This is a genomic window from Acinetobacter johnsonii ANC 3681, from assembly GCF_000368805.1.
Lineage (GTDB): Bacteria > Pseudomonadota > Gammaproteobacteria > Pseudomonadales > Moraxellaceae > Acinetobacter > Acinetobacter johnsonii.
This window is the reverse complement of the sequence record NZ_KB849705.1, coordinates 1,238,430-1,250,771: the sequence shown is the minus strand read 5'-3', so window position 1 is coordinate 1,250,771 and position 12,342 is coordinate 1,238,430. Positions and strand designations below refer to the sequence as shown.

The 12,342-nt window shown below is 41.3% G+C and carries 12 protein-coding genes; all 12 read left to right on the top strand.

Going from position 1 to position 12,342, the window contains the following annotated elements:
* The first annotated feature begins 4 nt into the window (after positions 1-4).
* The 12 genes from rimO (at position 5) to lpxA (ending at position 12,334) form a co-directional block, all read left to right on the top strand.
* The gene (gene rimO / locus F946_RS10205; RefSeq protein ID WP_004981943.1) at positions 5-1,348 is read left to right on the top strand and encodes a 30S ribosomal protein S12 methylthiotransferase RimO; all 1,344 of its coding nucleotides are present in this window, start codon (positions 5-7) and stop codon (positions 1,346-1,348) included.
* Positions 1,349-1,391: 43 nt separating this feature from the next.
* On the top strand, positions 1,392-2,120 hold the full coding sequence (gene pyrH / locus F946_RS10200; RefSeq protein WP_004696558.1) for a UMP kinase: 729 nt from the start codon (positions 1,392-1,394) through the stop codon (positions 2,118-2,120).
* 79 nt (positions 2,121-2,199) lie between these two features.
* Positions 2,200-2,754, top strand: coding sequence for a ribosome recycling factor (gene frr, locus F946_RS10195; RefSeq protein WP_004981941.1), 555 nt, complete (start codon positions 2,200-2,202; stop codon positions 2,752-2,754).
* Positions 2,755-2,762: 8 nt separating this feature from the next.
* Complete coding sequence (uppS, locus tag F946_RS10190; RefSeq protein WP_004696563.1) at positions 2,763-3,515, top strand: polyprenyl diphosphate synthase; 753 nt, start codon at positions 2,763-2,765, stop codon at positions 3,513-3,515.
* Positions 3,516-3,518: 3 nt separating this feature from the next.
* Positions 3,519-4,343 (top strand): phosphatidate cytidylyltransferase, encoded by an 825-nt coding sequence (locus F946_RS10185; RefSeq protein WP_004981939.1) that lies wholly within the window; start codon positions 3,519-3,521, stop codon positions 4,341-4,343.
* On the top strand, positions 4,344-5,540 hold the full coding sequence (gene ispC, locus F946_RS10180) for a 1-deoxy-D-xylulose-5-phosphate reductoisomerase (RefSeq protein ID WP_004981938.1): 1,197 nt from the start codon (positions 4,344-4,346) through the stop codon (positions 5,538-5,540).
* A 2-nt stretch (positions 5,541-5,542) separates the two neighbouring features.
* The gene (gene rseP, locus F946_RS10175; RefSeq protein ID WP_004981935.1) at positions 5,543-6,898 is read left to right on the top strand and encodes an RIP metalloprotease RseP; all 1,356 of its coding nucleotides are present in this window, start codon (positions 5,543-5,545) and stop codon (positions 6,896-6,898) included.
* A gap of 45 nt (positions 6,899-6,943) precedes the next feature.
* The gene (bamA, locus tag F946_RS10170) at positions 6,944-9,457 is read left to right on the top strand and encodes an outer membrane protein assembly factor BamA (protein ID WP_004981932.1); all 2,514 of its coding nucleotides are present in this window, start codon (positions 6,944-6,946) and stop codon (positions 9,455-9,457) included.
* A gap of 33 nt (positions 9,458-9,490) precedes the next feature.
* Positions 9,491-9,985 carry an OmpH/Skp family outer membrane protein gene (locus F946_RS10165; RefSeq protein ID WP_010326985.1) on the top strand — a complete coding sequence of 165 codons (495 nt, stop codon included), beginning with the start codon at positions 9,491-9,493 and terminating at the stop codon, positions 9,983-9,985.
* Positions 9,986-9,988: 3 nt separating this feature from the next.
* The gene (lpxD, locus tag F946_RS10160; protein ID WP_004981927.1) at positions 9,989-11,056 is read left to right on the top strand and encodes a UDP-3-O-(3-hydroxymyristoyl)glucosamine N-acyltransferase; all 1,068 of its coding nucleotides are present in this window, start codon (positions 9,989-9,991) and stop codon (positions 11,054-11,056) included.
* Between the two features lie 7 nt (positions 11,057-11,063).
* On the top strand, positions 11,064-11,549 hold the full coding sequence (fabZ, locus tag F946_RS10155; RefSeq protein WP_010326983.1) for a 3-hydroxyacyl-ACP dehydratase FabZ: 486 nt from the start codon (positions 11,064-11,066) through the stop codon (positions 11,547-11,549).
* Complete coding sequence (gene lpxA, locus F946_RS10150) at positions 11,546-12,334, top strand: acyl-ACP--UDP-N-acetylglucosamine O-acyltransferase (protein ID WP_004981924.1); 789 nt, start codon at positions 11,546-11,548, stop codon at positions 12,332-12,334. Before fabZ ends, lpxA begins: the two co-directional genes overlap by 4 nt.
* Positions 12,335-12,342: the final 8 nt, after the last annotated feature.

Below are 12,342 nucleotides of genomic sequence, written 5' to 3'. Positions count from 1 at the left end.
ATTCATGAAATCCCCCAAAGTCGGTTTTGTTTCTTTAGGTTGTCCTAAGGCATTGGTTGATTCCGAACGAATTTTAACTCAGTTGAAGACTGAAGGTTATGATGTAGCATCAGATTATGATGGTGCGGATTTAGTTGTTGTAAATACCTGTGGTTTTATTGAATCTGCAGTGCAAGAGTCTTTAGATGCCATTGGCGAAGCCATGAGTGCGAACGGTCGTGTAATCGTTACGGGCTGCCTAGGTAAAGACGAAGACAAAATTCGCCAAATGCACCCAAATGTCTTAAAAGTGACAGGGGCGGCTGCATATCAAGAAGTGATGGAAGCCGTGCACCAATACGTGCCTGAACCACCAAAACACAACCCATTTATTGACCTTGTTCCAGAACAAGGGATTCGTTTAACGCCGAAGCATTATGCGTACTTAAAAATCTCAGAAGGGTGCAACCATCGTTGTACCTTCTGCATTATTCCAAGTATGCGTGGTGACTTAGTGTCTCGCCCAGTCGGTTCTGTTTTAGAAGAAGCGGCTGCGCTTAAACGTGCCGGTGTAAAAGAAGTACTCGTTATCTCCCAAGATACTTCTGCTTACGGCCTCGATACCAAATACAAATTAGACTTTTGGAATGGTCAACCTGTTAAGACGAAGTTCTATGACATGTGTGAGGCCTTAGGTCAACTGGGTATTTGGGTGCGTTTGCACTATGTCTATCCATATCCACATGTGGATGCAGTGATTGACTTGATGGCACAAGGCAAAATTTTACCTTATTTGGATATTCCATTCCAACATGCAAGTCCAAAAGTTTTAAAACTGATGAAACGCCCTGCGCATAGTGAAAATACACTTGAGCGTTTAAAGCTGTGGCGTGAAAAATGTCCTGAATTGGTGATTCGTTCAACCTTCGTTGTGGGTTTCCCGGGCGAAACTGAAGAAGATTTTGAGATCTTGCTTGAGTGGTTGAAAGAAGCACAACTTGATCGCGTAGGCTGCTTTACCTATTCACCTGTTGAAGGTGCGACAGCAAACGACTTGCCAGATCACGTGCCAGAAGAGATTAAGCAACAGCGTTATGAACGCTTTATGGAAGTGCAACAGGCGATTTCTGCTGCAAAACTTCAAAAGCGTGTTGGTCAGAAAATGACGGTGCTGGTCGATGAACTGGATGAAGAATTCCCAGTTGCGATTGCACGTTCATACGCAGATGCTCCTGAAATTGATGGCAATGTCTTTGTGGAAGATATTGATAAAAGCCAGATCAAATCAGGCGATTTGTTAGAAGTCGAAATTACCGATGCAGATGAATATGATCTGTATGCACAATTGATTTCGATTAAATCGAATTAAGACACAAATAAAATTTTAAAATTTAGATATTGGAGTTATTGCGATGTTGGATTCTAAAAAACCACGTTTTGAACGTATCTTACTGAAACTTTCTGGCGAAGCATTGGCTGGAAATAAAGATATGGGTATTGACGCTCAAGTACTTGATCAAATGTCTTTGGCTATTGCGCACTTAGTAGGTTTGGGTGTGCAAGTCGGGATCGTTGTGGGTGGTGGTAACTTATATCGCGGTAGTCAATTACAAAAAGATGGTTTGGTTGGTCGTGTAACCGGTGACCAAATGGGTATGCTTGCAACCGTGATGAATGGCTTGGCATTACGTGATGCTTTGGTACGCCGTAATATCAAAACTCGTTTGATGTCAGCATTGCCAATTGGTGCTGTGGTTGAATCATACTCAAGCCGTGATGCGATTCGTCATCTAACACAAGGTGAAGTTTGTGTGTTTGTCGCAGGTACAGGTAACCCGTTCTTTACCACAGATACAGCAGCATGCTTACGTGGTATCGAGATTGAAGCCAACCTGATCCTAAAAGCAACGAAAGTTGATGGTGTCTACAACAAAGACCCAAGCAAATATGATGATGCCGTTAAATATGACACCTTAACTTTTGACCAAGTGTTAGATGAGAAATTGGGTGTGATGGATTTAACCGCGATTTGCTTGTGTCGTGACCATAATGTGCCGCTTCAAGTCTTTGACATGAATAAAGCAGGTTCATTGCTTTCAGTGGTTATGGGCGAAAAAGAGGGTACTCACGTAACGAACTAATGTACGTGACCTCGAAAGCTCTTTATACTACACCCTATTTTAGAATTTATATCTTTTCGAATTAAGTAAGGAAGATCACATGATTAACGATCTTAAAAAAGACGCAGAAGACCGTATGAACAAGTCACTTGACTCGTTAGAACACGGTTTTGCCAAGGTTCGTACAGGACGCGCGCATCCATCTATCTTAAACGGGGTAATGGTTCCTTACTATGGCTCAGATGTGCCATTAAACCAAGTGGCAAACGTGGGTGTTGAAGACTCGCGTACATTGTTGATTCAGCCATTTGAGCGCACCATGGTTGCGGCAATTGATAAAGCGATTCGTGAATCAGATTTGGGTTTAAACCCGATTACGGCTGATGCGATTCGTGTTCCAATGGCTGCACTGACGGAAGAAACACGTCGTGACATGCAAAAAGTTGCGCGTAACGAAGCTGAAAATGCAAAAGTTGCAGTACGTAATATTCGCCGTGATGTACTGGGCGACATCAAAGCATTGTTGAAAGAAAAAGAAATTTCTGAAGATGATGAACGTCGTGCATCTGATGATATTCAAAAAATCACAGATAAGTTTGTTGCTGAAATCGACAAACGTCTTGCGAATAAAGAAGCTGAGTTGTTGAAGGTCTAATTTGTATAATGACCGATTCAGAAGATAAGCTTACTCTTCCAAAACATGTTGCCATCATCATGGATGGCAACAATCGTTTTGCCAAAAAAAATGCAATGCAAAAGGGTGATGGTCACCGTGAAGGAAAAAATGTCCTTGACCCGATTGTAGAGCATTGTCGAAAAAGAAATATTCAAGCATTAACCGTTTTTGCTTTTTCGAGTGAAAATTGGAAGCGCCCTCAAGCTGAAGTTGATTTGCTCATGAAACTGTTGGAAGACACGATTCATGAACAGTTGCCTCGTATGCATCAATATCAAATGTCTTTACGTTTTATTGGTGATCGTTCTAAATTATCTCCGCAATTGCGTGACTTAATGTTGCATGCCGAACAAGACACTGCTAATTTCGACAAGATGACTTTGACCATCGCAATTAGTTACGGTGGGATGTGGGATATGGCGCATGCGGCTAAGCAGATTGCACTTGCTGTTCAATCTCAAGCGTTAGATCCTGAGCAAATTGATGAACATATTTTTGGCCAATACGTAAGTTTGAGTGATTTACCGGCTGTGGATCTATTGATTCGTACAGGTGGGGATTTTCGTTTATCGAACTTTATGTTGTGGCAAGCAGCTTATGCAGAGCTTTACTTCACTCCGACTCTTTGGCCAGAGTTCAGTGTAGAAGAGTTTGATGACGCCTTGGCTGTATTTGGTGGGCGTGAACGTCGTTTCGGGAAAACGACGGAACAAATTCTACAAGATAAAATTGAGAACTAATAAATGTTAGAGCGGATTATAACCGCATTGGTTTTGGTGGCCGTTGTACTGAGTTGTATGTTTGCAACCCAGTCACACTATCCAATGTTTGTGCTGATGATTATTGCGGCAGGGGTTGCAGGCTATGAGTGGTTTAAACTCATGCCCCGTACAACAAAAAATGTTAATAAACCTCTAGCATGGGGTTTTGGTTTACTCAGTGCTGGCCTTGCTACACTTGCCTTATACTTTAACGATATTGCACTTCTACTTTGGGCTGCCTCTATCCTATGTTGGCTGCTAAGCCTGTATTGGGTTAAATCCTATCCAAATTATGATGCTTGGTATAATTCAACCCTTAAGGTGGTTGGTATTGTTCTGATATCTTCAGCTGTGACCGCTATTTTTGCACTCTGGAAGATGTCTCCATGGTGGCTGATGTACCTGTTTTTATTGGTGTGGGGTGCTGACAGCGGGGCATATTTTGTTGGGCGTAAACTGGGTAAGCGTAAACTTGCACCTGAAGTGAGTCCAAATAAATCGTTGGAAGGTCTCTATGGTGGTGTGATTACGGCCATGATCATCGTGGTTGCTGTTGAAATCCTCTATTTAGACTTAACGTACGCGCAGCATTTATTATTTCTTATCTTATCTGTAGTGACTGTATTTAGCTCGGTGCTCGGTGATTTGTTTGAGTCTATGATTAAACGTCGGGCTGGAATTAAAGACTCGGGTCGTATTTTGCCAGGGCATGGTGGGGTACTGGATCGCATTGACTCACTACTGGCTGCTGCACCTATCTTTGCTGCGGGTGTATATGTGTTAAAACTTATTGGCGTAGATTTGTAAATGTCTCAATCTGTTTGTATTTTGGGTGTTACGGGTTCGATTGGGCAGAGCACCTTAAAAATATTGCAACAACATGCTGAAAGCTACTCTGTGTTTGCTGTTACGGCGCATAGTCGGATGCAAGAACTTGTTGATATCTGTCAGCAGTTTCAACCGAAAATTGCAGTTGTACCTCAAGCAAAAGTAGATGAACTACGCCAGCTACTAGTCGCAGCCAATTTGCAAAGCATTGAAATTTTGGCGGATGAGGTAGGCCTCATCGCAGTTGCTGAGCATCCGGAAGTGGATGTGGTGATGGCGGCTATTGTTGGCGCGGCAGGTTTAATGCCGACGCTAGCAGCGGTAAAAGCAGGAAAGCGTGTCCTTTTGGCAAATAAAGAAGCGTTGGTGATGTCGGGTGACATTATGATGCAGGCTGCTCACGACCATCAGGCTCTTTTGCTTCCTGTGGACTCTGAACATAATGCAATCTTCCAATGCTTACCGCAGACCTATTTACAAGCTGAGCGTCACGGACAGCCGAAACTTGGAGTTTCTGGTATTCTTTTGACTGCATCAGGCGGGCCATTTCTAAAACATAGTTTAGATGAATTACACAATGTAACGCCTGCGCAGGCGTGTAAACATCCTAATTGGTCCATGGGGCAGAAAATTTCGGTTGATTCGGCGACCCTCATGAACAAAGGGTTAGAGCTAATTGAAGCTTGTCATCTTTTTTCAATCGAAGAACATTTTGTTACAGTAGTTGTGCATCCGCAGAGTATTATTCATTCCATGGTGCAATATGTGGATGGTTCAACATTGGCGCAAATGGGAAATCCTGATATGTGTACGCCGATTGCACATGCGTTGGCATGGCCTGAGCGTATTCAAACCCATGTTCCAGCTTTAGATTTATTTAAAAATCATCAGTTGGATTTTCAAGCACCTGATACGCATCGATTCCCCGCATTAAGCTTGGCACGTCAAGCGATGAAAACTGGGGGTACAGCCCCTGCGATTTTAAATGCTGCCAATGAAATTGCGGTTGCTGCATTTTTAAATCAACAGGTGGGGTTTATGGATATTCCTGCTATTGTTGAACACACTTTGAATACCATCCCACATCAAGCAGCAACACAACTTGATGTTATTTTAGAAGCCGATCGAAACGCACGTCATGTTGCTCAGCAATATGTGGTGAATATAGGAATTTAAGCATGAGCGCCTTGTTTATGATTGTTGCGGCAATTTTGCTTTTAGGCCCACTTATTGCAATACATGAGTTTGGGCACTATTTTGTTGCGCGTAAATTGGGCGTAAAAGTTTTAGTTTATTCCATTGGTTTTGGACCAACGGTTTTAAAGTGGACGTCTAAAAAGTCTGGTATTCAATATCAGCTTTCAGCATTGCCCTTGGGTGGTTATGTCAAAATGCTGGATGAGCGTGAAGGTGATGTTGCTGAAGAGGATGTGCCTAAAGCATTTAATCGTCAGTCACCTTGGAAGCGTATCGCAATTGTTGCAGCTGGCCCATTGATTAACTTGGCATTCGCCATTTTACTTTTTTGGATTTTGTTTTTACCTGCACAAGAGCAGTTGAATACACGTGTGGGTAAAGTGTTACCTAATACACCTGCAGCACAAGTTCAAATGCAAGTGGGCGATAAAATTACCGTTGTTGATGGCTTAACGACACCCACTTGGGAAAAGTTGAATTTTGCCTTGGTTGATCGTGTGGGTGAAACGGGATCAATCCAAATTCAGGCCGAACGTGCGGGACAAGTTAAAACGTTTAGTTTACCTATTCAAAACTTTTTGAAAGATCAAACACAGTCTCCGCTTGATGTTCTGGGTTTTACGCCTTATCGACCTAAAATTCCTGCGGTCGTGACTAAGTTGAGCGAAGATGGTGCGGCCATTCGTCAGGGTATGCAGCAAGGTGACAAAATTGTCGCGATTGATGGCATCAAGATGAATGATTGGTTTGATGTGGTTCAAGTGGTTCAAGCCTCACCTGAGAAATTGTTAAAAATTGATGTGCTTCGTCAAAATCAATTGGTACAACTTGAAGTGATGCCGCAAGGTAAGCGTGACAATATGGGCAAGGTTTCTGGTGTCTTAGGTGTACAAAGTGACCCTGGGAAAATCAGTATTCCTACAGAATATAAACAAACGATACAATATAATCCTGCCGAAGCCTTCATGATGGCGGTGGATAAAACCAGTCAACTGTCGAGTATGATTTTGAACTCGATTGTGAAAATGGTGCGAGGTTTGATTGGTCTAGACAACCTATCAGGACCGATCACGATTGCCAAAGTTGCAGGACAAAGTGCGGAAATGGGTTGGCAAACTTTTATCTCATTTATGGCATTGATGAGTGTAAGTTTAGGGATATTAAATTTATTGCCTATTCCTATGCTTGATGGTGGACATTTGGTCTATTATTTTATAGAACTAATACGTGGTAAACCTGTTTCTGAACAAATACAATTGGTTGGTTTAAAAATTGGTATGGTATTGCTCGGAAGTATGATGCTTTTGGCATTATTCAATGATTTTATGCGTTTGTAAAAAAGCGTAGATACGGAATTAAATTTTACATCGGAAAAAACTGGCATGCAGCACACACATTTATTTATGCCTTTGGCACTCATCAGTGCTATGGCAACAGTACAACAAGTATATGCAGCAGAAGATTATATAGTACGTGATATTAAGGTTGATGGACTTGTTCGTTTAACGCCAGCAAATGTCTATGGAATGATTCCGTTGAATAGTGGGGATCGTGTGAGCGATGCAGCACTTGCCAATGCCATTCGTAGTTTATATGCAACAGGTTTGTTTGATGACATTAAAACAGAAAAGCAGGGTGATACGCTGGTTTTCAAAGTTGTCGAACGCCCACTAATTTCTAAAGTTGAATTTAAAGGTAATAAACTCATTCCTAAAGAGGCCTTGGAAGAAGGCTTGAAGAAGATGGGGATTACCGAAGGTGAAGTGCTGAAAAAATCAGCGCTACAGACGGTTGAGTCTGAGCTTGAACAACAGTACATGCAGCAAGGTCGTTATGATGCTGATGTTAAAGTTGTGACAACAGCGAAGCCGAACAACCGTGTAGACCTCACTATTGAGTTTGTTGAAGGTAAGGCTGCAAAAGTTGTAGATATCAATATTATTGGTAATACCGTATTTAAAGAAAGCGAAATTGAACAAGCGTTTGCGGTAAAAGAAAGTGGTTGGACATCCATTATTTCACGTAATGACCGTTATGCACGTGAAAAGATGGCTGCAAGCTTAGAGTCTTTACGTGCACTTTATTTAAACAAAGGCTATATCAACTTTAATATCAATCACTCAAGCTTAAATTTAAGTGAAGATAAAAAGAATATTTTTGTTGAAGTTTCAGTGGATGAAGGCGAACAGTTTAAATTTGGCGAAACCAAATTTTTGGGCGATGCTTTATACACCCCAGCAGAACTGAAAGCTTTACAAATTTATAAAGATGGCGATATCTATTCACAAGAAAAAGTGAATGCGGTTAAACAGTTGCTTCTGCGTAAATACGGTAATGCAGGTTATTACTATGCAGAAGTGAACGTCGTGCCTCAGATTGATAAAGAAACTCATCTGGTGGATTTAAATTATTACGTGAATCCAGGTCAGCAAGTGACTGTGCGTCGTATTAACTTTACCGGCAACACGAAAACTGCGGATGAAGTATTACGTCGTGAAATGCGCCAAATGGAAGGTGCACTCGCAAGTAATGAGAAAATTGATTTATCTAAAGTTCGTTTAGAGCGTACAGGTTTCTTTAAGACTGTCGATATCAAGCCGGCACGTGTTCCGAACACGGCCGACCAAGTTGATTTAAATATTAATGTTGAAGAGCAGCACTCAGGTACCAGTACTTTAGCAGTTGGTTTCTCGCAAAGCGGCGGTATAACCTTCCAAGCGGGTCTAAGTCAAACTAATTTCATGGGTACAGGTAACTCTGTTGCTATTGATTTATCCCGCTCAGAAACACAAGATTACTACAACCTAAGTGTGACCGATCCGTACTTTACGATTGATGGTGTACGTCGTGGTTATAACATGTACTACCGTAAAACCAAGTTGGATGAAGACTATAACGTCAACAACTATGTGACGGATAGTTTTGGTGGTGGTATCAATTTCGGTTATCCCATTGATGAAAACCAAAGCATTAGTGCAGGTTTAAACATTGACCAAACTGAAGTCACCACAGGTCCATATGTCTCGACCTATGTGCGTGATTACTTACTTGCGCATGGCGGTAAAACAAAAAGTACATCGACTTATTGTATGGTGGATTTAGTTCCTGATTCGGAAGGCGTTTATGTTTGCCCAGACGGTCAGACATCTGCTCCTTATGGTTCTGAGTTTACTGGTGACTTCTTAACCTATAACTTAAACTTAGGTTGGTCATATAACACCTTAAACCGTCCAGTATTCCCGACATCGGGTATGTCGCATCGTATTAATGGTGAAATTGCTTTACCAGGCAGTGATGTTGAATATCAAAAGCTGACTTATGATGCTCAGGCGTACTTCCCACTTGCGAAAGACTTTGTATTACGTGGCTATGGTAAGTTGGGTTATGGTAATGACTTACCATTCTATAAAAACTTCTATGCAGGTGGTTTTGGTTCGGTACGTGGTTATGATAACAGTACCTTAGGTCCGAAATACCCAGGCGTAACTTATAGTGAATCAAGATCTAAAGATAATGACTATGAAGAAGTCGGTGGTAATGCATTGATCCAATTTGGTACAGAATTGGCTTTGCCTTTACCATTTAAAGGGGATTGGACACGTCAGGTTCGCCCAGTTATCTTTGCTGAAGGTGCGCAAGTATTTGATACCCAGTGTGATGTTCCATCTGGTCAGTTATATATGACTGGAAGTAAAACGGATGCTGGTGTGGATGCGAAGCAATACTGTAAAGATAACTTCGGTTTCGAGCTTGATAACATGCGCTATAGCGTGGGTGTAGGCTTTACTTGGATTACGATGATTGGTCCATTGTCTCTCAGCTATGCATACCCATTGAATGATAAAGATGGCGATGAAACAAAGAACATTCAATTTGAAATCGGTCGTACCTTCTAAGGTCGACCGTTTCTCTACATGAAAGATATAAATATGAAAAAATTTCTTACAGCTTTAACACTTACAGCATTAACTTCTACAGTGGTGAATGCTGCTGGCTATGGTGTGGTGGATCTTGAGCGTGTTGTTGAAAATAGTAGCTATTTAAAACAGCAAAATTCGAGTTTTCAACAGAAAATTCAACCGCAAAGTACGAAGCTTGATCAACTTAGTAAAGAGCTTCAAGACTTACAACAGCGTTTACAAACAGGTGATAAGCTGAGCGCTGCGGATAAGCAAAAAATGGTGACTCAGTATCAAACCAAAATGAATGAGTTCAATACTTTGCAGCAAACCATGCAAAGCAGTGTGCAAAGCTCTATTCAGCAAGTACGTAGTGTATTTGATGGTCGCGTGAAGCAAGTTGCTGAACAATTGCGTAAAGAAAATCAATTAGATGTTGTTTTGAATAAAAACTCAGCACTTGCCTATGACGCTAAGTATGATTTAACTGATAAAATGATTCAAAAGGTTAACGCAATTAAGTAATCAATGAATCCTCAACAGTATCGCTTAGAAGATCTTGCTCGTTTAGTCCAAGGTGAGTGTGTAGGTCAAGCTGATTTAATCCTTAAGGGATTAGCAAGTCTAGATTCGGCAGAATCTAGACATCTTGCATTTGTAAATGGTGAAAAGTACTTAGAGCAAGCACAGCAGTCTAAAGCTGGAGCATTTATTGTTACAGCAGATTTGAAAGATCACTTGGTTGAACATCAAAACTTTATTGTTGTTGCCAATCCCTATTTAGCCTTTGCAATTTTAACCCATGCTTTTGAGGTTAAACACACTGAACAGGGCATTGAAAACACTGCGCAGATACACCCTTCAGCAATCATCTCAGATACTGCTTATATTGGTCATTATGTGGTCATTGGTGAAAATTGCGTTGTTGGCGATGACACGATTATCCATTCCCATGTCAGCATACATGATGGGGTTGAAATTGGCCGCGGTGGTTTAATTGAATCACATGTAAATTTGATGTCATGCAAAATTGGTGATCGCGTCCGTATTCATGCCAATACTGTGATTGGTAGTGAGGGTTTTGGTTTTGCCCCTTATCAAGGGAAATGGCATCGAATTGCTCAATTGGGTTCGGTCATCATTGGAAATGATGTACGGATTGGTTCAAATTGTAGTATTGATCGCGGTGCATTGGATGACACAATTTTGGAAGATGGTGTCATTATTGATAACCTTGTGCAAATCGCCCATAACGCTAAGATTGGTGCCAATTCGGCTTTTGCCGCCAATACCGCAATTGCGGGTAGTACAACCATTGGCAAAAATTGCATCGTAGGTGGTGGGTCTGCAATTGCAGGGCACCTAAATATTGTTGATAATGTTACGTTAACTGGAATGTCAATGGTCACAAATAATATTTCTGTGGCTGGAACGTATTCTTCAGGAATTGGACTGTTTGAAAATCAAAAGTGGAAACGCACCGTTGTTCGTTTAAGACAATTAGCAGATGTGCCATTGACCCAATTGGTAAAAAAACTTGATCATATGCAGGCTCAAATCGAGTCCCTTGAATCAACAATTAAATTGCGTAAATAGAAATATGATGACTGAGTCGAATTCTACTAGTTTCACGAAACCTGAATTGCCAATGACGATTCAAACTATTCGTGAGTACTTACCACACCGCTATCCTTTTTTATTGGTCGATCGTGTTGTTGATGTGACTGAAAATGGAATTGTGGCGTATAAAAATGTGTCTATTAATGAAGAGTTTCTTCAAGGCCATTTCCCTAATTATCCAATTATGCCTGGTGTTTTGATTGTCGAAGCATTAGCGCAAGTTTCAGGTATTCTTGGTTTCATCATGAATAATGAGAAACCAAGTGAAGGTTCTTTGTTCTTGTTCGCAGGTGCAGAGAAAGTTCGCTTTAAAAAGCAAGTCGTTGCAGGCGACCAATTGGTGTTAAAATCAGAATTGGTTATGCAGAAACGTGGTATTTACAAATATAATTGTATTGCCACCGTTGACGGTGTAGTAGCAGCATCTGCGGAAATTATGGTTTCGCATCAGAAAATAGAGCAATCATGAGCAATAACGAATTTATTCACCCAACAGCAATCATCGATGCATCTGCCGTGATTGCAGCAGATGCAAAGATTGGACCGTATTGTATTATTGGTCCAAATGTCACTATTGGTGCAGGTACGCAGTTACATTCGCATGTAGTGGTCGGTGGTTATACGCGTATTGGAGAACAAAATGAAATTTTCCAATTCGCAAGCGTGGGTGAGGTCTGCCAAGATCTAAAATATGCAGGTGAAGAAACCTGGTTAGAAATTGGTGACCATAATAAAATTCGTGAGCATTGTAGTTTACACCGTGGTACGGTTCAGGATCACGGTATAACCAAGATTGGTAGCCATAATTTATTGATGGTGAATACACATATTGCGCACGACTGCGTGGTCGGTGATCATAATATTTTTGCAAACAATGTCGGCGTAGCTGGTCATGTTCATGTTGGTGACTATGTGATTGTCGGCGGTAACTCGGGTATACACCAATTCTGTAAGATTGACTCTTATAGCATGATTGGTGGTGCATCATTGATTGTAAAAGATGTCCCTGCTTATGTGATGGTTTCTGGTAATCCTGCACATGCTTTTGCGATGAATGTTGAAGGCATGCGTCGTAAGGGTTGGTCTAAAAATGTGATTCAAGGTTTACGTACTGCATTTAAACTGATCTATAAAGAAGGTTTAACGACAGAGCAGGCTTTAGAACGTATCCGTGCAGAAATTTTGCCTGAAGTTGCTGAGGTACAGCTGCTTATTGACTCCTTAGAACAGTCAGAGCGCGGCATTGTGCGTTAAGCTTTTTC

Excerpts from the sequence above, each read along its gene's own strand:
- rseP (WP_004981935.1), top strand. The coding sequence starts at position 5,543 with ATGAGCGCCTTGTTTATGATTGTTGCGGCAATTTTGCTTTTAGGCCCA.
- pyrH (WP_004696558.1), top strand. The coding sequence starts at position 1,392 with ATGTTGGATTCTAAAAAACCACGTTTTGAACGTATCTTACTGAAACTT.
- lpxD (WP_004981927.1), top strand. The coding sequence starts at position 9,989 with ATGAATCCTCAACAGTATCGCTTAGAAGATCTTGCTCGTTTAGTCCAA.
- F946_RS10165 (WP_010326985.1), top strand. The coding sequence starts at position 9,491 with ATGAAAAAATTTCTTACAGCTTTAACACTTACAGCATTAACTTCTACA.
- F946_RS10185 (WP_004981939.1), top strand. The coding sequence starts at position 3,519 with ATGTTAGAGCGGATTATAACCGCATTGGTTTTGGTGGCCGTTGTACTG.
- lpxA (WP_004981924.1), top strand. The coding sequence starts at position 11,546 with ATGAGCAATAACGAATTTATTCACCCAACAGCAATCATCGATGCATCT.
- ispC (WP_004981938.1), top strand. The coding sequence starts at position 4,344 with ATGTCTCAATCTGTTTGTATTTTGGGTGTTACGGGTTCGATTGGGCAG.
- fabZ (WP_010326983.1), top strand. The coding sequence starts at position 11,064 with ATGACTGAGTCGAATTCTACTAGTTTCACGAAACCTGAATTGCCAATG.
- rimO (WP_004981943.1), top strand. The coding sequence starts at position 5 with ATGAAATCCCCCAAAGTCGGTTTTGTTTCTTTAGGTTGTCCTAAGGCA.
- frr (WP_004981941.1), top strand. The coding sequence starts at position 2,200 with ATGATTAACGATCTTAAAAAAGACGCAGAAGACCGTATGAACAAGTCA.
- bamA (WP_004981932.1), top strand. The coding sequence starts at position 6,944 with ATGCAGCACACACATTTATTTATGCCTTTGGCACTCATCAGTGCTATG.
- uppS (WP_004696563.1), top strand. The coding sequence starts at position 2,763 with ATGACCGATTCAGAAGATAAGCTTACTCTTCCAAAACATGTTGCCATC.